This window comes from Actinomycetospora sp. NBC_00405, from assembly GCF_036044095.1.
Classification (GTDB): Bacteria; Actinomycetota; Actinomycetes; order Mycobacteriales; family Pseudonocardiaceae; genus Actinomycetospora; species Actinomycetospora callitridis.
Genome location: NZ_CP107938.1, coordinates 606,608 through 626,413 on the forward strand (window position 1 = coordinate 606,608; position 19,806 = coordinate 626,413).

Annotated in this window: 21 protein-coding genes; 14 read left to right on the plus strand and 7 right to left on the minus strand. The window is 75.5% G+C overall.

What is annotated here, in order from left to right; translation table 11 throughout:
* Window positions 1-69 precede the first annotated feature (69 nt).
* The 4 genes from OG774_RS03015 (at window position 70) to OG774_RS03030 (ending at window position 3,823) form a co-directional block, all read left to right on the plus strand.
* A complete protein-coding gene (locus tag OG774_RS03015; protein WP_274190209.1) occupies window positions 70-354 on the plus strand; it encodes a hypothetical protein in 285 nt (94 codons plus the stop codon).
* 250 nt (window positions 355-604) lie between these two features.
* A complete protein-coding gene (locus OG774_RS03020; RefSeq protein ID WP_328306543.1) occupies window positions 605-1,681 on the plus strand; it encodes a C40 family peptidase in 1,077 nt (358 codons plus the stop codon).
* Window positions 1,682-1,745: 64 nt separating this feature from the next.
* Entirely contained in the window at window positions 1,746-2,636 is an 891-nt protein-coding gene (locus OG774_RS03025) for an alpha/beta fold hydrolase (protein ID WP_328306545.1), read from the plus strand.
* A gap of 41 nt (window positions 2,637-2,677) precedes the next feature.
* Window positions 2,678-3,823: a glycosyltransferase family 4 protein gene (locus OG774_RS03030; protein ID WP_328306547.1), complete on the plus strand. Its 1,146-nt coding sequence runs from the start codon at window positions 2,678-2,680 to the stop codon at window positions 3,821-3,823.
* A gap of 95 nt (window positions 3,824-3,918) precedes the next feature.
* On the opposite strand, the gene OG774_RS03035 is transcribed toward OG774_RS03030, so the two are convergent.
* Complete coding sequence (locus OG774_RS03035) at window positions 3,919-5,715, minus strand: AMP-dependent synthetase/ligase (protein WP_328306549.1); 1,797 nt, start codon at window positions 5,713-5,715, stop codon at window positions 3,919-3,921.
* A gap of 146 nt (window positions 5,716-5,861) precedes the next feature.
* Between OG774_RS03035 and OG774_RS03040 the strand changes: the two genes are divergently transcribed.
* From OG774_RS03040 to OG774_RS03060, 5 genes are all read left to right on the plus strand, one after another.
* Window positions 5,862-6,266, plus strand: coding sequence for a polyketide cyclase / dehydrase and lipid transport (locus tag OG774_RS03040; RefSeq protein WP_328306551.1), 405 nt, complete (start codon window positions 5,862-5,864; stop codon window positions 6,264-6,266).
* Between the two features lie 85 nt (window positions 6,267-6,351).
* The gene (locus OG774_RS03045) at window positions 6,352-6,780 is read left to right on the plus strand and encodes an SRPBCC family protein (RefSeq protein WP_274190203.1); all 429 of its coding nucleotides are present in this window, start codon (window positions 6,352-6,354) and stop codon (window positions 6,778-6,780) included.
* Complete coding sequence (locus OG774_RS03050; RefSeq protein ID WP_328306553.1) at window positions 6,780-8,012, plus strand: ArsA family ATPase; 1,233 nt, start codon at window positions 6,780-6,782, stop codon at window positions 8,010-8,012. Before OG774_RS03045 ends, OG774_RS03050 begins: the two co-directional genes overlap by 1 nt.
* Window positions 8,009-9,094, plus strand: coding sequence for a hypothetical protein (locus OG774_RS03055; protein WP_328306555.1), 1,086 nt, complete (start codon window positions 8,009-8,011; stop codon window positions 9,092-9,094). The genes OG774_RS03050 and OG774_RS03055 overlap by 4 nt, the downstream gene beginning before the upstream one ends.
* Window positions 9,088-10,029, plus strand: a complete 942-nt coding sequence (locus OG774_RS03060) for an ROK family protein (RefSeq protein WP_328306557.1) — start codon at window positions 9,088-9,090, stop codon at window positions 10,027-10,029. Before OG774_RS03055 ends, OG774_RS03060 begins: the two co-directional genes overlap by 7 nt.
* On the opposite strand, the gene OG774_RS03065 is transcribed toward OG774_RS03060, so the two are convergent.
* Window positions 10,026-10,640, minus strand: a complete 615-nt coding sequence (locus OG774_RS03065; RefSeq protein ID WP_328306559.1) for a hypothetical protein — start codon at window positions 10,638-10,640, stop codon at window positions 10,026-10,028. The two genes, OG774_RS03060 and OG774_RS03065, sit on opposite strands and share 4 nt — an antisense overlap.
* Entirely contained in the window at window positions 10,637-11,455 is an 819-nt protein-coding gene (locus tag OG774_RS03070) for an alpha/beta hydrolase (protein WP_328306561.1), read from the minus strand. Before OG774_RS03070 ends, OG774_RS03065 begins: the two co-directional genes overlap by 4 nt.
* A 290-nt stretch (window positions 11,456-11,745) precedes the next feature.
* Between OG774_RS03070 and OG774_RS03075 the strand changes: the two genes are divergently transcribed.
* From OG774_RS03075 to OG774_RS03085, 3 genes are all read left to right on the plus strand, one after another.
* Window positions 11,746-12,438 carry a lysophospholipid acyltransferase family protein gene (locus OG774_RS03075; RefSeq protein ID WP_328306563.1) on the plus strand — a complete coding sequence of 231 codons (693 nt, stop codon included), beginning with the start codon at window positions 11,746-11,748 and terminating at the stop codon, window positions 12,436-12,438.
* 34 nt (window positions 12,439-12,472) lie between these two features.
* Complete coding sequence (locus tag OG774_RS03080; RefSeq protein ID WP_328306565.1) at window positions 12,473-12,991, plus strand: polyadenylate-specific 3'-exoribonuclease AS; 519 nt, start codon at window positions 12,473-12,475, stop codon at window positions 12,989-12,991.
* 85 nt (window positions 12,992-13,076) lie between these two features.
* Window positions 13,077-14,480 carry a class II 3-deoxy-7-phosphoheptulonate synthase gene (locus OG774_RS03085; protein WP_328306567.1) on the plus strand — a complete coding sequence of 468 codons (1,404 nt, stop codon included), beginning with the start codon at window positions 13,077-13,079 and terminating at the stop codon, window positions 14,478-14,480.
* Window positions 14,481-14,490: 10 nt separating this feature from the next.
* On the opposite strand, the gene OG774_RS03090 is transcribed toward OG774_RS03085, so the two are convergent.
* Window positions 14,491-15,777 carry a protein kinase domain-containing protein gene (locus OG774_RS03090; RefSeq protein ID WP_328306569.1) on the minus strand — a complete coding sequence of 429 codons (1,287 nt, stop codon included), beginning with the start codon at window positions 15,775-15,777 and terminating at the stop codon, window positions 14,491-14,493.
* Window positions 15,778-15,895: 118 nt separating this feature from the next.
* On the opposite strand from OG774_RS03090, the gene OG774_RS03095 reads away from it, so the two are divergent.
* A complete protein-coding gene (locus tag OG774_RS03095; RefSeq protein WP_328306571.1) occupies window positions 15,896-16,618 on the plus strand; it encodes an alpha/beta fold hydrolase in 723 nt (240 codons plus the stop codon).
* Window positions 16,619-16,623: 5 nt separating this feature from the next.
* Window positions 16,624-16,983: an Rv2175c family DNA-binding protein gene (locus OG774_RS03100; protein ID WP_274190191.1), complete on the plus strand. Its 360-nt coding sequence runs from the start codon at window positions 16,624-16,626 to the stop codon at window positions 16,981-16,983.
* On the opposite strand, the gene OG774_RS03105 is transcribed toward OG774_RS03100, so the two are convergent.
* Genes OG774_RS03105 through crtI form a run of 3 tightly spaced genes read right to left on the minus strand, consistent with a single transcriptional unit; the run spans window position 16,952 to window position 19,790 of the window.
* Window positions 16,952-17,335 (minus strand): hypothetical protein, encoded by a 384-nt coding sequence (locus tag OG774_RS03105; protein WP_328306574.1) that lies wholly within the window; start codon window positions 17,333-17,335, stop codon window positions 16,952-16,954. The genes OG774_RS03100 and OG774_RS03105 overlap by 32 nt on opposite strands.
* Window positions 17,311-18,285: a phytoene/squalene synthase family protein gene (locus tag OG774_RS03110; RefSeq protein ID WP_328306576.1), complete on the minus strand. Its 975-nt coding sequence runs from the start codon at window positions 18,283-18,285 to the stop codon at window positions 17,311-17,313. The genes OG774_RS03105 and OG774_RS03110 overlap by 25 nt, the downstream gene beginning before the upstream one ends.
* Window positions 18,282-19,790, minus strand: a complete 1,509-nt coding sequence (gene crtI / locus OG774_RS03115) for a phytoene desaturase family protein (protein WP_328306578.1) — start codon at window positions 19,788-19,790, stop codon at window positions 18,282-18,284. Before crtI ends, OG774_RS03110 begins: the two co-directional genes overlap by 4 nt.
* Between the last annotated feature and the right edge of the window lie 16 nt (window positions 19,791-19,806).

The following is a 19,806-nucleotide window of genomic DNA, read 5'->3' on the forward strand; positions in this document are numbered from 1 at the left end:
ACCCCGGACCTGCCGGGGCCGAGGGCGTCGAGGCCGTCGAGAGGCCGTCGACACCACTGGGAGGCCGCTGTGCTCATCGACTGCGACACCTGCACGGTGCGGGACATCGCCTGCGACGACTGCGTCGTCGGGGTGCTGCTCGGCACGCCGACGGTCCCGGCCCGGGCCACGCCGTCCCCGGACGAGCCCGGCGGCCCGCTGCCGCTGGAGTTCGGTCCGGTGGAGCAGCGCGCGCTCGAGGTCCTGGCCGACCACGGGCTCATCCCGCGGCTGCGGCTGGTGCCCCCGGCGGCGCCGCCGCGCGAACGTCCGGCCGGCGTCGTGGGGGCGCGGCGAGCCCGGGGCGTGGGGTGAGCGCGCGCCGCCCGGTGCGCGCCGGGCCGTCCACCGCCCGGGCGCCCACCGATCGCCGCCGCCGCGCGCGGGAGGCCCAGAACGGTCGGTTAGAGTCCGCGCACCCACCGCGGCCCGAGCACGGCGCGGTGGGCTCCGGATGGTGGCCGTCGGGGGCCGAGACGTCCGGTCCCGGGCCGCCCTGTACTGGTGGCCGGAGGGTCCGGGGTCGCGGCTGTGCCGGGCAGCGCAGAGAGGACCCGACGACACCGTGGTGTCTCCCCGCCCCGCGGATCGCGGCGCTCGCCGCCGCCTCCCGGTGGCCGTGGTCGTCACGGCCGTCGTCGCCCTGCTCGGGTCCGGGGCAGGGCTCGGAGCCGGGCCCACGGGGTCCGCGTGGGCCGACCCCATCGTCCCGCCCGGAGCCTCCGACGCCGTCACGTCCCTCGCCCAGGCCAACGCCCGCGCGGCCGACGCCACGGAGGCGTCGCTGGACGCGGAGGAGCAGCTCGGGGTCCGTCGGGGCGAGGCCGACCGCACCCGCGGCGAGGCCGACGCCGCCCGCGAGGTCGCCGACGCCGCCCGCGCCGAGCGCGACGTCGCGTTCACCGCGGTCGACCAGGTCTCCCGCGCCGCCTACCAGGGCGGGCAGCTCGACCCTCTGGGTGCGCTGCTGGGCGCCGAGTCCCCGCAGGCCTACCTGGACCGCACGTCGCTGCTGGACACCATCTCCGAGGAGAACCGTGCCCTGGTCCAGCGCTTCCTGGACGCCACCGCGGTCGCCGAGGGTGCCGAGCGCGACGCCGACGCCCGCGCGCTCGACGCCGAGCGTTCCGCCGCCGATGCGCAGCGCACCGCCGACGACGCCCAGCGCCGCAAGGACGACGCCGACCGCGAGGTCGCCGCGGCCGAGCAGGCCCTCGAGGACGCCTCACCCGAGACCCTGGCCGCGCTGCGCCGCGGCGGCACCACGGACTTCCCCACCGACATCGCCGGCACCGGGATCGCCATCGAGGCGCTGAAGGTCGCGCTGACCCAGCAGGGCAAGCCCTACCTCTGGGGTGCCACCGGGCCGAGCACCTACGACTGTTCCGGGCTGGTGCAGTGGGCCTACCGCCAGGTCGGGGTCGGGCTGCCGCGCGTCTCGCGCCAGCAGGCCCTGATCGGTGTCCCGGTGTCCTTCCCGGACGCCCGGCCCGGCGACCTGCTGTTCTTCAACGAGCCCGTCACCCACGTCGGCTTCTACGTCGGTGACGGCAAGTTCCTCGAGGCCCCGCAGGCCGGCGACGTCGTCAAGGTCTCCGAGGTCCGCCGCAGCCTCTCGGGCGTGCGGCGCGTCGTCCTCTGACACGACCCCGCCGATGGACACGGCTGATTGACACGGCCGTGGTCCGGGTCACAGGCTCCGGAGCATGAGCGTCGCCGACACGGTCACCGTGCCCCACCTCGGTTCCTCGACCATCGGGTACGCGCTCGCCGCGCCGTACGACGCGTCGCTCCCGACGCTGGTGCTGTCCAACTCATTCACCACGTCGGTGGATCTCTACCGCCCGCAGTTCGACGACGAGGAGCTCCGGCGGACCGCCAACCTCCTCGCGATCGAGCCCTACGGCCACGGCAGCACCCGCGCCGGGTACGCCGACTACACCTACTGGGACAGCGCGGCGGCCGCCCTCGGCGTCCTCGACGCCCTCGGCATCGACCGGGCGTTCGTGCTCGGGACCTCCCAGGGCGGCTGGATCGCCGTGCGCATGGCGCTGCTCGCGCCCGACGTCGTGCAGGGCGTCCTCCCGCTCGGCACGTCGATGGACTTCGAGAGCCCGCGGAGCCGCGAGCTCGGCTGCTGGGACGGCATCTCGTTCTGCACCCCCGCGATCGACGCCCTCGCGGAGCCCGTCGGCGACGACTGGGTGATCCCCGTCGAGCTCGTCGACGCGGTGCTCGCGGAGGGCTTCGGCCCCGACGTGAGCCCGGAGGAGCGCGCCTTCTGGCACGCGACCCACCAGCAGAACTACACCGGCGACGCCGGGCGCAGGCGCCTGCGGACGAGCTCGATCAACCTGCGGGACCGCGACGGGCTGCACGGCAGGCTCGACGAGGTCCGGTGCCCGGTCCTCTGGCTGCACGGGACGGCGGACCCCGTCTACTCGGTGGCCAACGCCCAGGACGAGATCGGCCGCTTCACGCGCTCCCCGGAGGCCGAGCTGCGGGTCGTCGAGGGCGGGCAGCACTTCCTGAGCGCCTCGCACCCCGAGGTCGTCGACGCGGCGGCGGTCGAGTTCGTCCGCCGCTGGGCCTCGTAGCCCGTCGCGGGGCGCGCCGGGGGGCGTGACACGCTCCCGCGGTGGCGCGCACGCTGCTGGTCACCAACGACTTCCCGCCCCGGCCCGGCGGGATCCAGTCCTACCTCCACGCCCTCGCCACGCACCTGCCGCCCGACGAGCTGGTGGTGCTCGCGTCCACCTGGGCGCGCTCGCCGGAGGCCGTCGAGGCGTGCCGGACGTTCGACGCGGCGCAGCCGTTCGAGGTGCACCGCCTGCCGACCACGATGATGTTGCCGACGCCCGACGCCACCCGACGGGCCGCAGAGTTCGTGCGCTCCCACGGGATCGAGACCGTGTGGTTCGGGGCGGCGGCGCCGCTCGGCCTGATGGCGCCGGCGCTGCGCCGCCGCGGGGCCCGCCGGGTGCTCGCGAGCACCCACGGGCACGAGGTCGGCTGGTCGATGCTGCCGGGCAGCCGCCAGGCGCTGCGGCGCATCGGGGGCGACTGCGACGTCGTCACCACCGTCAGCCGCTACACGCGCGGCCGCATCGCCCCGGCCCTGGGTCCGGAGGCCGCCCTCGAGCCGCTGCCGTCGGGCATCGACACCGCCCGGTTCCGGCCCGATCCCGGCGCCCGCGAGGCGATCCGCCGCCGGCACGGGCTGGGGGACCGCCCGCTCGTGGTGTGCGTGTCGCGGTTGGTGCGTCGCAAGGGCCAGGACGTGCTGATCGCCGCCCTGCCGCGCCTGCGGACCCTGGTGCCCGGGGCGGCGCTGATGATCGCCGGTGACGGGCCCGACCGCGACCGGCTGCGTCGGCTCGCGCGCCGCCACGGGGTGGCCGACCACGTGGTGTTCACCGGCCCGATGGCCCCCGACGAGGTCGCGGGTCACCACGCCGCGGCCGACGTCTCCGCGCTGCCCTGCCGCACGCTCGGCGGGGGCCTCGACGTCGAGGGGCTGGGGATCGTGCTCCTCGAGGCCCAGGCGGCCGGGGTGCCCGTCATCGCCGGTCGCTCCGGCGGCGCGCCCGAGACCGTCCGGCCGGGGGAGACCGGGCGCCTCGTCGACGGCCGCGACGCCACCGACGTCGCGGACACCCTCGCGAGCGTGCTCGCCGACCCCGACGCCGCGCGCGCGATGGGCGAGGCCGGCCGGCGCTGGATGCGCGCCGACTGGACCTGGGACGCCCGCGCCGCCCGCCTGCGCGCGCTGGCCGCCGCGTAAGTCCGGCGATGCGAACGGGGACTTCGCGCGCGTAGAAGCAGCGAGTCAGGGGAGCACGCCGATAGGGCGTTCGCTGCGACCAGGACCGGGCGGCGTCAGCGCTGCTCGTACACCGCCTCGATGTCGGCGGCGCGGTTCTCGGTGATGACGTTGCGCTTGAGCTTCATCGTCGGGGTGAGCTCGCCGCTCTCCTCGGTGAAGTCGCTCTCGAGGATGCGCCACTGCTTGATGGCCTCGGCCTTGGAGACGGCGCGGTTGGCGTCGTCGATCGCGCCCGAGATCTCGGCCTGCAGGTCGGCGTCCTCGGCGAGGGTGGCCGCGTCGGAGGCGTCCTTGCCGCGCTCGGAGCTCCAGCCCGGCAGGGCCTCGGGGTCGAGGGTGATGAGCGCGCCGATGTAGGGCCGGTTGTCGCCGACGACGAGCGCCTGGCTGACGAGGCGGTGGGCGCGCACGCGGTCCTCGAGCACCGCGGGGGCGACGTTCTTGCCGCCCGCGGTGACGATCAGCTCCTTCTTGCGGCCGGTGATCGAGAGGTAGCCGTCCTCGTCGAGGCCGCCGAGGTCGCCGGTGTGGAACCAGCCGTCGACGATCGTCGAGGCCGTCGCCTCCTCGTTGTTCCAGTAGCCGCGGAACACGACGTCGCCCTTGGCGAGGATCTCGCCGTCCTCGCCGATCGCGATCGTGACGCCGGGGATGGCCTTGCCGACGGTGCCGACCTTGATCGCCCGGTTCGGGTTGGCGGTGATCGCCGCGCTGGTCTCGGTGAGCCCGTAGCCCTCGTGGATCGGGACGCCGATGCCGCGGAAGAAGTGGCCGATGCGAGCGCCGAGCGCCGAGCCGCCGGAGACCGCACCCGTGCACTTCCCGCCGAGCGCGGCGCGCAGCTTGCCGTACACGAGCTTGTCGAACAGGGCGTGCTGCAGGCGCAGGACGAGGCCGGGGCCGCCCGCGTCGAGGGACTCGCTGTACGACACGGCCGTCGCCTCGGCCATGTCGAAGATCCGGCCCTTGCCGTCGTTGTGCGCCTTGACCTTGGCGCCGTTGTAGACCTTCTCGAACACGCGCGGCACCGAGAGCAGGAAGTCCGGCTGGAAGCGGGGCAGCTCGGTGGTCAGCTTCTTCGTGTCGGCGAAGTGGCCGATCGTGTAGCGGTACTCCATCGCGGCGCACTGGATGACGCGGGCGAAGATGTGCGCGAGCGGGAGGAACAGCAGCGTCGAGTTCCCCGGCTGCATGAGGTCCGAGAACGTGTCGGCGACGGCGCGCACCTCGAACAGCAGGTTGCGGTGGGTGATCTCGCAGCCCTTGGGGCGGCCCGTGGTGCCCGACGTATAGATCAGCGTCGCGAGGTCGTCGGCGTGCACCGACGTCCGGCGCTCCTCCAGCGTCGCGTCGTCGACGCCCGCGCCGGCGTCGCGCAGGGCGCTCACCGCGCCGTCGGCGCCGTCGATCTGCCACACGTGCTCGAGCTCGGGGAGCTTCTCGCGCAGGTTCTCGACGATGGCACGGTGCTCGTCGGACTCGACGATCACGCCCTTGGCGCCGGAGTCGGACAGGCACCACTCGACCTGGTCGGACGACGAGGTCTCGTAGATCGGGAGGGTGACCGCACCGGCCGCCCAGAGGGCGTAGTCGAGCAGCGTCCACTCGTAGCGCGTGTGCGAGATGAGGCCGACGCGGTCGCCGGGCTGCAGCCCCGCGGCGAGGAAGCCCTTGGCGGCGGTGGCGACCTCGTCACGGAAGGTCGAGAACGTCACGTCCTGCCACTGGTCGTCGACCAGGCGGCGGTAGGCGACGTCGCTGCCGTGCGCCTCGGCGTTGGCCCACGGCGCGGCGGTGAGGTTGTCGTCGTCGGCCACCTTGGCGGTCGCCGGCTCCGTGTACTGCTGCATCTCGCTCCACTCCTGCCCCGCGCGCCTCGCTGCGTCGGCTGTGACCATAGTCGCGGGGCGCTACCTCCCGGTAGCCGGACAATCCGCCCATCCACGACCCCGGAGTCCCGCACGGCGTGCCGCACGGGTCCTGTCACGCTGGCGGCGTGGCGACCGTGGACGTGGTGGACGAGACCTTCCTCGCCGTGCCTCCCGAGCGCCTCGCCGCCGAGTTCGCCGACCCCGCCGCCTGGCGCCGGCTCTGGCCGGACCTCGCGCTGCGGGTGTTCACCGACCGGGGCGCGCAGGGCGTGCGCTGGAGCGTCGTCGGCGACGCCTGGACGGGCAGCATGGAGGTGTGGCTCGAGCCCGTCGGCGACGGGACGGTGCTGCACTGGTTCCTGCGGGTCGATCCCGTCGGCGAGCCCCTCTCGCGGCGGGCCGCGACACGCGAGGGCGTGCGCCGGCAGCGGGCCGCAAAGGTGGTGGCGTTCGCGCTCAAGGACCGCCTGGAGGCCGGGCGGCCGCCCGGTGTGCCGCCCGGCGGGGAGTCCCCGGTCACGTCCGTGTAACGGGGTGAGGCCGGGGTCACGGGTCATGTCCCCGGCCGCACGGCGCGTGCCGCCCGCCGGGGGCGCGGCGGTAGCCTCTCGCGCCATGGCCGACGAGTCGACGCAATCCATCACGATCGCGGCGCCGGCCCCCGACGTCCTCGGGGTCATCGCCGATTTCGACGCCTATCCCGAGTGGGCGGACTCGATCACCGCGGCCACGGTGCTCACCCACGACGACGAGGGACGGCCCGAGCAGGTCCGCTTCTCGCTCGACGCCGGGCCGATCAAGGACACCTACGTGCTGGCCTACGACTGGGTGGACGACGGCGTCACCTGGGACCTGGTCTCCGGCCAGATGCAGCGCTCCCAGCGGGGCCGCTACCGCCTGGCCGAGGACGGGGGGACCACGGAGGTCACGTACACGCTGTCGGTGGACCTCAGCGTGCCGCTGCCGGGCATGCTCAAGCGCCGTGCGGAGAAGCGGATCATGGATCAAGCGCTGACCGGGCTGAAGCGCCGCGTGGAGGGCTAGTGCGGGTCCTGCTGTTCACCGGCAAGGGTGGGGTCGGGAAGACCACCACGGCCGCGGCGACGGCGGTGGCGCTCGCGCGGGCCGGGCGCAAGGTGCTCGCCCTCTCGGCGGACCCCGCCCACTCCCTGGGGGACGCCTTCGCCGTGCCCCTCGACGGCACCCCCGCCGAGATCGCCCCCGACACCTTCCCGGGCCTGTTCGCGGCGCACATCGACACCCGCGCGCTCGTCGACGAGGCGTGGGAGCCGCTGCGCACCCAGCTCCGCACCCTGCTCGCCGGCGCCGGGGTCGACGAGATGGTCGCCGACGAGCTGACCGTCCTGCCCGGCGTCGAGGAGCTCCTCGCGCTCGAGGACGTCCGCCGGGCGACGGTCGACGGGCCGTGGGAGGTCGTGGTCGTCGACTGCGGTCCCACGGCGGAGACGCTGCGGCTGCTCGCGCTGCCCGAGGCGCTGGGCTCCTACCTGGAGCGCCTGTTCCCGACCCATCGTCGCGCGGTGCGCGGCGTGCTCGCCGGCATCGCCGGCAGCAGCGCGACCGTGGCCCGGTGGGACGCCGCCGCGGCGTCGCTCTCCCGCCTCGCGGAGCAGCTCACGGGCCTGCGGGCCCTGCTCGCCGACCACCGCACGACGACCATCCGCCTCGTGCTGACCCCCGAGCGCGTGGTCGCGGCCGAGACCCGGCGCACCCTCACGGCCCTCGCCCTGCACGGGCTGCACGTCGACGGGATGGTCGCCAACCGCCTGGTGCCCGACGCCGGCAAGGGACGCGGCGAGGCCGCGACGTGGGTGCGGGCACGGCGCGCGGAGCAGGAGGCGGTGCTCGCCGACCTCGTCGGCGCCGGGGGGGACGTGCCCGTGCGACGGGTGCCCCACCACGCCGGCGAGCCCGTCGGTGTCGACGCCCTCGCGGTGCTCGCCGACACCCTCTACGGCGACGACGACCCGCTCGACGGGCCCGTCGGGCGCGCGCTCGTCGCGGTGCGGCGGACCGCGGGCACCGGCACGCACCCCGAGAGCGAGTTCGTGCTCGACCTGCACGTCTTGGGGATCGGGGAGGCCGAGGTGGATCTTGCCCGCATCGGCGACGAGCTGGCAGTGACCGTCGACGGCCGCCGCCGGGCCGTGGCCCTGCCGCCCGTGCTCCGGCGCTGCGAGGTCACCGGCGCCGACCTCTCCGACGACCTGCTCTCGGTGGTCTTCCGCCCCGATCGCTCCGTGTGGATGACGTGACCGGGCCGCAGGGCGGGTTCGGGCGCGCCGACCGGGAGCACCTCACGGACGAGGCGCGGGCCACGGCGTCCGCGCTGCTCGACTGGCTCGGGACGCGGGTCGACGGGCTGGACGCCGGGATGCCCGACCCCGGGGCGGCGTCGGCGCGCCCGTCCCAGAGCCCCGGCCCGTGCACCTGGTGCCCGATCTGCGCGCTCGTCGCCGCGTTCCGGGGCGAGCAGCCGGAGCTGACCGCCCGCCTCACCGAGCACGCCACGGCGCTGATGGCCCTGCTGCGGCTGATGGTGCAGGCGCACCAGGACCCGTCGCACGGTCACCACCACGGGCACCACACCGCGGCGGGGCCGGCGGCACCCACCACGCCACCCCCGCCGCCCGGCTGGCCCGCCGAGTGGGGTCCGTGGGACGGCTGGGGCATGGGCGTGCCCGAACCCGCTCCCGAGGACGCGGCCCGGGCGGAGGAGCCCGGACCCGCTCCTGGACCCCACACTGCTGGCCCCCCGACCCCGGAATCCGGCACCACCGCGCCCGAGAGCCCGCGACCCGCCCCGACCCCCGCGGGCTCGCGCGCCCACGGCCGGCGGGTGCCCATCCGCCGGTCCTCGCCGCGCTCGGCCGCGTTCCGGGAGCCCTCGACCACCGACAGGCCCGCCACCGACACGCCCGCCACCGGTCCGACCGCCACCGGGCCGACCGCTACGTCCGCAGGCCGCGGCGCCGCACCCCGGCCCGGGCCGCGTCCCCCGGGTGGCGGACCCCGCCCCGCGCCCCGGCGCCCCGGTGTCGCCTCCGGACCACCGCCCGCCGCCGCCGGAGCCGAGCGGACCGCCCCCGAGGCGCCGGCCCCGCCCCCAGCGCGGCCCGCCCGCCCGACCGCTCCGCCCGCTGCCACCCCCACCGCTGCCACCCCCACCGCTGCCGCCCCCACCGCTGCCGCCCCCACCGCTGCCGGCCCGCCCGCCGCCACGCCGCGGCCGGCGGTGCAGCGCATCGCCATCCGGCGCCCCGCGCGGCCCGGCCAGACAGACCGGACAGATCGGACAGAGGGGAACGGGGAGTCCGCCGGCGACACCCCGTGCTGACCGTCGGGGTCGACATCGGCGGCACCTCGGTGCGCGCCGGCGTGATCGACGCCGACGGCACCGTCGTCGCCACGGCGGCCACGCCCACCGCCCGCGACGCCGCCGGCCTCGACGACGCGATCGTCGACCTCGTGCGCGATCTCGCCGAGCAGCACCGCATCGGCGCGGTCGGGCTGGCGATCGCCGGGTTCGTCGACCCGGACCGGCGCACCGTCGCGTTCGGCGCCCACCTGCCGTGGCGCGACGACCCCGTGGCCGATCGGCTGGCCGCCCGCCTCGACCTGCCCGTGGTGATCGAGCACGACGCGAACGCGGCGGGGCTGGCCGAGCACCGGGTCGGGGCCGCCGTGGGCGCCTCGGTGGCCGTCCTCGTCGCCCTCGGCACCGGGATCGGCGCGGCGCTGCTGGTCGACGGGGCCGTGTTCCGCGGGGCCCACGGCGTCGCCCCGGAGCTCGGGCACCTCACGGTCGTCCGGGGTGGCCGGCCCTGCCCGTGCGGCAAGCGCGGCTGCCTCGAGCGCTACTGCAGCGGGACCGCGCTGGGGCGTTCGGCGGAGGAGCTGGTCGCCGACACCGAGGAGTTCTCGGTGCTACGGGCGACGTGGGAGCGGGCGCAGCCGATCACCGGCTGGGACGTGGCCCGGGCCGTCGAGGCGGGCGACGTGCTGGCCGGGCGGGTCGTCGACGAGTTCGCCGACTGGCTCGGGCAGGCGCTGTCCCTGGTCGCCGACGTCTTCGACCCCGACGTCGTCGTGGTGGGCGGCGAGGTGTCCGCGTCGTCGGCCCTGTTCCTGGACCGGGCGCGCCGACGCTACGCCGAGGAGGTCACCGGGGGCGCGCACCGCCGGCTGGCCGAGATCCGGCCGGCGACGCTGGGTGGTCGCGCCGGGATGGTGGGCGCCGCCCTCGACGCCCGCGAGCGGTCCGGCGTCTAGAGGATCGCGCCGTCGTCGGAGCCGTCGCCGGAGCCGTCACCCGTGTCGCGCCCGCGGCGCAGACCGAACACGAGCCACCCGAGGCCGGCGGTCATCGCCAGCAGGCCGGGCACGATGCCGAGCCCGACGGGTCCGCCGAGCAGGCCCGGGACGGCGAGCAGCACGACCCCCACGATCAGCAGGCCGAGCCCGAGCAGGCTGCTCACGCCGAGGCGCGGCAACGGCGGGGGCTCCGGGGGCACGAAGTGCTCGTCGTGGGCCGGCTTCGGCGAGGGGCGGGGCACGTCGCGCGCGGGCGGGTCCTGGGCGGGCGGGGTGGCACCCGGACGCGCGGCAGGGCGGGGGACGTCGGCGTCGAACGTGTCGCGCGGCCGGCGCTGGCCGCCGGGAGGCGTCGCGGTGCCGAGACCGGTGGACGGGTGCTCCCGGCCCGACGCGTCGTCCGGGTCGGGCATCTCGTCCGGCCATCGCGGGGCCCCGGAAGCCGCCCAGTCGGCGACGATCGAGGCGAAGGCCGCGTCGATGTCGTCCGGCACACCGGGACGGTGGGGATCACCGACGCCGCTGTCCGCGGGGTCGGGGCGGGTGTCGTCCGGCTCGGGCGCGGTCATGCGGGGGTCCCTGGGGTGGCGACGGCGGTGTCCGTGGCGTGCGATCGGCCGATGCGGTCGTCGTGCACGCGACGGACGAAGGCCAGGCTGTCGGAGAAGATCCTCGGGGCGTCGTTGTCGAGGGTGGCCACGTGGTGGCTGTCGTCGAGCACGACGTCGGTGACGTCGTGCGAGGAGATGCCCTGGAGGACGAGGGTGCTGTTGACCGGCTCCACCACGTGGTCGGTGGGGGAGTGGAACAGCAATACGGGCAGGCGCACCCGTTCGAGATCGGCGCGCACGAGGCGCCAGAGCGTCGTCAGCGACACCGCGGCGCGGGTCGGCAGGCGGTCGTAGGCCAGCTCGGTGACGCCGGGCTTCTTGATGTCGTTCGCGACGCCCGGCACGAAGGGCACGATCCACTGGATGTAGGGCGCGATCGTCGCGTCCTTGCGCAGCGTCGTGACCGACGGGTTGACCAGCGCGATGCCCGCGAGGTCGTCCCCGCGCTCCTGCGCGAGGCGCAGCGTGAGCGTGCCGCCCATCGACTGCCCGAACACGAACACCGACCGGTACTCGCGCCGGAGGTCGTCGACGGCGCGCTCGACCTCGCCGTACCAGTCGGTCCAGCGGGTGCGGGTGAGGTCCTGCCAGCGCGTGCCGTGGCCCGGCAGGCGGGGCCCGCGCACGCCGATGCCGTCGGAGGCCAGGAACTCGCCCCACGCCCGCATGCTCTGCGGCGTGCCCGTGAGCCCGTGGCTGAGCACCACGCCGATCTCGCGCGAGCCGTCGCCGGGATCGGAGACGAAGGGCTCGGCTCCGGGCAGGACGGGCACGGTGGATCCTCCGACGAACGGCGTGGGCGGCGCGGCACAGGGACCGCACGAGGCGGTGGGAGCGGATCGGGAACCCTATCGTGGCATGTCCCACACGCCCGGGTCACGCGGTGGTGCCCGTGTCGCGCCGGGCGGTCCACACGACGGGGTCGCGGGCGGCCGTTCGCATGATCGCGAGCGTCCGAGAGGGCCGATCGGGTCGTGTGACGGGTGGCGCCGAGGCTGTGTCGGGCCGCGGGTGGGCCCTACGCTCGCCCCCGGCGACGAGGGCGGGGCGGACGGGAGCGCGAGTGCTGTACTGGATCATGAAGTGGGTGCTGCTCGGCCCGCTCATGCGCGTGGCGTTCCGTCCGCGTGTGGTGGGGGCGGAGAACCTGCCGCGGCGGGGCGGCGCGCTGGTGGCGTCCAACCACCTCGCGGTGCTCGACTCCTTCGTGCTGCCCCTGATGGTGCCGCGCCGGATGGCCTTCCCCGCCAAGGCGGAGTACTTCACGCAGCCCGGTGTGCTCGGCACCCTCAAGCGCTGGTTCTTCACCGGCATGGGCCAGGTCCCCATCGAGCGCGGCAACGGGCGCGCGGCGCGCGCGGCGCTCGACACCGGCATCGGGGTGCTGCGCGAGGGTCGGCTGTTCGGCATCTACCCCGAGGGCACGCGCTCACCCGACGGCCGGCTGTTCAAGGGCCGCACCGGGGTGGCGCGCATGGCGCTCGAGGCCGGCGTGCCCGTCGTCCCCGTCGCGATGATCGGGACGGACCAGGCGAACCCCGTCGGGTCCCGCTTCTGGCGCCCGGTCCGCATCGGCATCCGCATCGGCGAGCCCCTGGACTTCTCGCGCTACGCCGGCATCACCGACGACCGCCAGGTCGAGCGGGCGATGACCGACGAGATCATGGATGCGGTGCAGCGGCTGTCGGGCCAGGAGTACGTCGACGTCTACGCCAGCACGCTCAAGGACAAGGGCGCCGACGCCGAGGCCGCCTGATCGCGGCCGGATCCCACCGTCCAGAATCACCCTCGTGGCCCGGTACTTCTACGACTGCGAGTTCATCGAGGACGGGACCACCATCGAGCTGGTCTCGGTGGGCGTCGTCGACGAGCAGGGCCGCGAGTTCTACGCGATCTCCAAGCAGTTCGACCCCATGCGGGCGGGCCCCTGGGTCCGGCACAACGTCCTCGACAAGCTGCCCCCGATGTCGGACCCGGCGTGGCGCAGCCGCCTGAGCATCCGCGAGGCGTTCTACGAGTTCGTGACCGCCGGCGAGGGCCCCGTGGAGCTCTGGGCCTGGTACGCCGCGTACGACCACGTCGCGATCGCGCAGCTCTGGGGCGCGATGCCCGACCTGCCGCGGGCGCTGCCCCGCTTCACCCGCGACCTGCGCCAGCGCTGGGACGACGTCGGGCGCCCCGAGCTGCCGTCGGCGCCCGCGGACGCCCACGACGCGCTCGCGGACGCCCGCCACAACCTGGCCCGTTGGCAGGTCATCGACGCGCACTGGCGCGCGCTGCACGCGGGCGGCCCGCCGGACGGGGCGTGATCACCTTCCGTGATCACCGCGCCGGGGACGGTCGGGTCGTGGGGAACACGTAGCCACCGCGTCACCGCCCTCTACGCTGGCGGGTGTGAACTGGTCCGTCGACCTGCCCGTGGACGCTCTGCCGGGCCTGCCGCCCCTGCCTCCCGCCCTGCGGGAACGTCTCGACGCCGCGCTCGCGTGCCCGGCGGCGCAGCAGCCCGACTGGCCCGACCCGGACGCGGTCGCCGAGGTCCGCACCGTCCTCGAGCACGTGCCGCCGATCACCGTGCCCGCCGAGATCGACCGGCTGCAGTCCCAGCTGGCCTCGGTCGCGCGGGGTGAGGCGTTCCTGCTCCAGGGCGGCGACTGCGCGGAGACCTTCGCCGACAACACCGAGCCGCACCTGCGCGGCAACATCCGCACCCTGCTGCAGATGGCGGTCGTACTGACCTACGGCGCGTCGCTGCCGGTGGTCAAGATCGGGCGGATCGCCGGGCAGTACGCGAAGCCGCGCTCGTCGAACACCGACGCGCTGGGCCTGCCGTCCTACCGGGGCGACATGGTCAACTCGCTGGCAGCGCACGCCGAGCGCCGCATCCCCGACCCGGGCCGCATGATCCGCGCGTACGCCAACGCCGGCGCCGCGATGAACCTGGTCCGCGCCCTGACCTCCGGCGGCATGGCCGACCTGCACGAGGTGCACGAGTGGAACCGGGAGTTCGTGCGCACGTCGGCCGCGGGCGAGCGGTACGAGGCCGTGGCCGCCGAGATCGACCGGGCGCTGCGGTTCATGTCGGCGGCCGGGGTGAACGACCACTCCCTGCGCGGCACCGAGATCTTCGCCAGCCACGAGGCCCTCGTGCTCGACTACGAGCGCGCGCTGCTCCGGCTGGACTCGCGGGTCGAGGCCACCAGCCGTGAGGACGCCCGCCTGTTCTCCCTCGGCGCCCATTTCCTGTGGATCGGCGAGCGCACCCGGGCCCTCGACGGCGCGCACATCGCGTTCGCGGAGCTGCTGGCCAACCCCATCGGCATCAAGATCGGCCCGGGCACCACGCCGGAGCAGGCGGTGGAGTACGTCGAGCGCCTCGACCCTTACCACCAGCCCGGCCGGCTGACCCTGATCTCGCGCATGGGTGCGGGCAAGGTCCGCGACGTGCTGCCGTCGATCGTCGAGAAGGTCACGGGATCGGGGCACCAGGTCATCTGGCAGTGCGACCCGATGCACGGCAACACCGTCGAGGCGACCACCGGCTACAAGACGCGGCACTTCGACCAGGTCGTCGACGAGGTCCAGGGCTTCTTCGAGGTGCACCAGGGCCTCGGCACCCACCCCGGCGGCATCCACGTCGAGCTCACCGGCGAGGACGTCACCGAGTGCCTCGGCGGGGCCCAGGACATCTCCGACACCGACCTCGCCGGGCGCTACGAGACGGCCTGCGACCCGCGCCTGAACACCCAGCAGTCGCTGGAGCTCGCGTTCCTGGTCGCGGAGATGCTGCGCAACTAGCGAGAACCAGCTAGCCCGGGAGCCCGAGGCCCCAGCCGGCCGCCCCGGCGGCGACGGTCGCGATCGAGACGAGCAGCAGCCAGGCGCCGAGCAGCCGGCGGGAGCGGGTCCGCGCCCGCCGGCGCTCGATCCGCTCGATGGCCACGTCGACGTCGTCCACCGCGCCGTCGGGCCGACGGCGCACCCTCTGGGCCGGATCAGTGCCGGAGTCGGTTCCGCGATCGTCGTCCGGCTCGTCGTCGAGGTCGTCCCCGAGGTCGACGTCCTCGTCGTCGGTGTCCTCGGGCTCCGAGTCCCACGACCGGCGTCCGGTCCGGGGTGCCCCGCGGGGCGCGCCGTCGAGGTCGAGCAGCCGCGTGCCCCGCAACGGCCGGGACCCGGCGGTGCCCGTGCGGCGCGGGGGCGGCGGCACCGGGTGGTAGGGCAGGTCGGTGTCCATCCGCACCCCGCGGACGGCGGCCAGGAAGGCGCCGGCGTCGGCGAGGCGGGCGTCGGGGTCGCGGTCGGTCGCCGCGAGCACGAGGCGGTCCAGGGCGCGGGGGATGCCGCCGACGACGGACGAGGGCGGCGGGACGTCGTGGTGCACGTGCCGGCGGGCGACGGCCACGGCGTCGTCGCCGCCGTGGGGCGGCACGCCCGTGAGCAGCTCGAACAGCACGATCCCGGCCGCGTAGAGGTCGCTGCGGGCGTCGGCGCGGCCGTCGGTGACCTGCTCGGGGGCCAGGTACGCCACGGTCCCGAGAACCATCTCGCCGGAGCCCTCGGGGTCGTTGGGGTCGGCGGCGTCGGTCTCCCAGGCCGCGGCGACCAGCCCGAAGTCGGCGACCTTCACCGACCCGTCGGTGCCCACCAGCACGTTCTCGGGCTTCACGTCGCGGTGGACGAGGCCGCGGTCGTGGGCGACCTGCAGGGCGGTGATGACCTGCTCGATGACCGTCAGGGCGGCCGCCGGGTGGAGGCGGACCTGGTCGCGCAGGACGTCGCGCAGCGTCCCGCCCTCGACCAGCTCGAGGACGAGGAAGACGGTGCCGTCGGCGTCGCGTCCCTGGTCGTGCACGGCGACCACGCCGGGGTGCGCGAGACGGGCCGCGGCTCGGGCCTCCCGCTCGAAGCGCCGGACGAAGGCGGGGTCGGCGGCGAGGTCGCGATCGAGGATCTTGATGGCCACCGGACGGTCCAGGCGCAGGTCGCTCCCGCGGTGCACCACCGACATCCCGCCGCGCGCGAGGAGGCCGTCGACGCGGTAGCGCCCCTCCAGCACCGTCCCCGCGGGGTCGGCGGTCGGGACGGACGTCATGGCCCGATGCTACGAGGAGGTCGGTGACCTGCGGGGATTCTCGTGCCCGACGCGCGGCCGCTCGACCGGGTGCGCTTCGCTCACCTGCGTTGGAGGCGCGCGCCTAGGCTTCCCGGCCATGACGACGTGGCTCCTCGTGCCGGGCGCGGGCGGCGCGGCCTGGTACTGGCACCGCGTGGTGGAGCTCCTGCGGGCGCGGGGTGACGAGGCGATCGCCGTGGATCTCCCCGCCGACGACCCGGACGCCGGCGTGCCGCGCTACGTCGAGGTCGCGCTCGAGGCCCTCGGTGACCGCCCCGACCCCGTCGTGGTCGGCCAGTCGCTGGGCGGGCCCACCGCGGTGGAGATCTGCCGGCGCATCCCCGTGCAGCGGTTGGTGCTGGTCAACGCCATGATCCCCGCGGTGGGGGAGACGCCCGCGCAGTGGTGGACGGGGTCGGGGCACGCGGCGGCGAAGGAGGCCGCGGTCCGCGCCGCGGGCCGCGAGGACGCCGGGTTCGACCCCGGGTGGGAGTTCCTGCACGACGTCCCCGCCGACGTGGTCGCGGCCGGCGCCGAGCACCAGCGCGAGCAGTCCGATGGCCCGTTCACCGACGGCTGGTCGCTCCCGGCGTGGCCCGACGTGCCGGTCACCGTCGTCGTGGGACGCGACGACCGCTTCTTCCCGCCGGACTTCCAGATCGGTCTCGCCCGTGCGCGCGCCGGCGTCGAACCGGTGCTCGTGCCCGGCGGCCACCTCCCGGCGCTCGCCCACCCGGAGGCCCTGGTCCGCGACGGTCTGGACAGCCCGGGACACACGCGCGCACAGGAGGCCGGAGGGGCCTCACCTCTGGCACAGTGACGCGTGTGACCGAGTCCCTCGCCGCCCTCGTGGGCCACGACATCGAGGTCGTCTCGCTCGCCCAGGTCGCCGAGCGTCTCGGCGTGCCCCGCACGCGCGTCAGTCAGATGATCAAGCAGGGGCAGTTGCTGGGTGTTCGCGAGGACGACCGCTGGTCGGTGCCCGCCGCGTTCCTCACCACCGACGGGGTGGTCAAGGGCCTGCCCGGCACCATCCAGGTCCTCCGCGACGGGGGGTACGCCGACGGGGAGATCCTGCGCTGGCTCTTCGCCGACGACGACTCCCTGCCGGGCACCCCCATCGACGCCCTGCGCTCCGACCGGGGGCGCGAGGTCAAGCGTCGCGCCCAGGCGATGGCGTTCTGAACGGGCGCAGCCCGCTCAACGCCTCCCCGAGCAGGCCGTGCCGGCGCAGCGCCGCCGTCAGCCGGGCGGCACGCCGCACGCCGAGGCGACGCACCAGGGCGGGCGCCAGCGCCGGACCGGTCCACGCCCGCACGCGGTCGTCGCCCGTGGTGGGCGTGATCTCCAGCAGCGTCGGCGCGTCCCCCGCGACGCCGCACTCGGCGCACCACGCCGTCACCCGGTAGTCGGCCAGCGGCAGCACCTCGAGGTCCGGCCCGACGGTGTCCGCCACGGTGGTGCCCACCGCCCGGCACCGCGCGCAGGCGGCGTCGACGGCGAGCACGAGGGTCACGCCGCGAGCCGCCGTCGCCACCGCGTGCCCCACCGCGACCCGACGGCGTGGGCCAGGCGCGGCAGGGCGACCGCCGCGCGCCGCCCGTTCCCGACGGCCACGCGCCGGCGCAGCACGTCGTAGTCGGCGTCGACGATCTCGTCGAGGATGCCGCCGTAGAGCACGTGCGCGGTCCGCACGCAGGGCCGCGACACCGGGTGGAGCAGGGCGATACCGCGCTCGGCGCGCCGGTAGACCGCGCGGGTCCGGGCGACGAGGTGGGCCAGGGCCCGCCGGACCCGCGGGTCGGTGCAGCCGGTGGTGCGGCACCACGCCAGGAGGTCGCGGTCGACGCCGAACGCCGCGAGCTCCGCGGTCGGCAGGTAGACGCGGCCGCGGTCGAGGTCCTCGCCGACGTCGCGCAGGAAGTTGGTCACCTGGAAGGCGACGCCGAGGTCGGCGGCGTACGGCGCGGCCTCCGCCTGCGGGCCGACCGTCCCGAGCACCGGCAGCACCTGCAGCCCGATGACCGCGGCCGAGCCGTGCACGTAGCCGGCGAGGTCGTCGAACGTCGCATAGTCGGTGACCGTGAGGTCCATGGCCATCGAGTCCATGAAGTCCTCGAGGTGGCGGTGCTCGATGCCGAAGCGGGCGACCGTGTCGGCCAGGGCGGCGACCACCGGCTCGCCCTCGGTCACGAGCGTCCGCGGCTCGGTGCCGGCCAGGCCCCGGCGCATGCGGGCGCGGACCTCCTCGAGCCGCGCGGCGACGGCGGCCGGCGAGGCGTCGGCGTCCGGGTCGTCGACGACGTCGTCGGCCATCCGCGCGAAGCCGTAGAGCGCGTGGATCGCCGGGCGCTGGGCCGGGGCGAGCAGGCGCGTGGCGAGGAAGTAGGTCCGGCCGTGCACGGCGTTCAGCGCCCGGCACTGCGTGTAGGCGTCGCGCAGCGCCGGGTCGGTGATGCCGGCGGCGTCCAGCTCGGTGGTGCTCACCCGGTGATCCGCGCCGCCGCGAGCTTGCCCGAGACGAGCACCGTCGGGACGCCGACGCCGGGCGTCGTCCCCGAGCCGGCGAGGACGACGTTGCCCTCGCCGCGCACGAGGTTGCCCGCACGGAACGGGCCGGTCTGCGTGAACGTGTGCGCCGCCGAGAACGGGGTGCCCGCCGCGAGGCCGAGCCGGCCCCAGTCGTCGGGGGTGATGAGGTGCTCGGTGACCGGCTCACCGAGCTCGATCCCGCGGCCGGCCAGCACCCCGCGCAGCTCGTCGCGGTAGCGCGGGCCGATGCGCCCCCAGTCGAGCGGGGCCTTGTCGGTGTTCGGGGCGGGAGCGAGCACGGACACGAGCTCGTGCCCGGCGGGCGCCAGCGACGGGTCGGTGGCCGTCGGGTGCGTGACCAGCAGCGACGGGTCGGACATCAGCCGGCCCTCGGTGATGATCTCGTCGAACGTGCCCGCCCAGGCGTCGCCGAACGAGATGGTGTGGTGGCCCAGGCCGGTGCCGGCGGGCACCCCGGCGTGGAACACGAACGCCGAGGGCGACCAGCGCATCGGCACCACCCGCCGCGGGGTGCGCCCGAGCAGGCCGTAGGAGACGGGGAGATCGCAGGTCAGCACGACGGCGTCGGCGGCGAGGCGGTCGCCGTCGGCGGTCGGCTCGTCCGTCGGGACGGTGCGCAGCGCCCGCACGCGCCCGCCGGAGCGCTCCAGCCCGGTGACGGTCGTGCCGTAGCGGAACTCGGCGCCCGCGTCGGCGGCGGCGTCGGCGAGGGCCTGGGGCAGGGCCCGGACCCCGCCCTTCGGGAACGAGACGCCGGCGATGGTGTCCATGTAGGCGATCACGGCGTAGGCGGCGAGGGCCCTGGCCGGCGGGACACCCGCGTACAGCGCCTGGAAGGAGAAGATGCGCCGCAGGCGCTCGTCGTCGAGGAACCTCGCGATCCTCGACCCGAGCCGCCCGAAGCCCCCGAGCGCACCCAGCCGCGCGAGGTCGGGGCCCAGGACGTCGAGCGGCGAGTCGAAGTTGGCGTCGATGAACGTCGCCATCTGCACCTGGTAGAGCTCGGTGAGCCAGGCCCGCAGCCGCCGGTAGCCCTCGGCGTCGGACGCCGAGACCTTCTCGCGGATCTCCTGCTCCATCGCGCCGGGGTCGGTGTGCACGTCGATCGCGCTGCCGTCGGCGAACCGCGCGTGGTACGCGGGGTGGAGGTCGACGAGCTCGAGGCGGTCGCCGAGCTTCTCGCCGACGGCGGCCAGGGCCTCCTCGATCAGCTCCGGCATCGTGATCACGGTCGGGCCGGTGTCGAGGCGGAACCCCCTATCGGCGTGCTGCCCCCCATGGAGGTCGAGGCGGCCGGCGCGCCCGCCGGGGGTGGCGTCCCGCTCGACGATCGTGACGCGACGGCCCGCGCCGAGCAGGTGCAGGGCGGTCGCGAGGCCGGCGAGGCCTGCGCCCACGACGACGACGTGGTCGGTGGGGGACTGGACGGTGCGGGTCACGCGGCTCCTGGGAGGT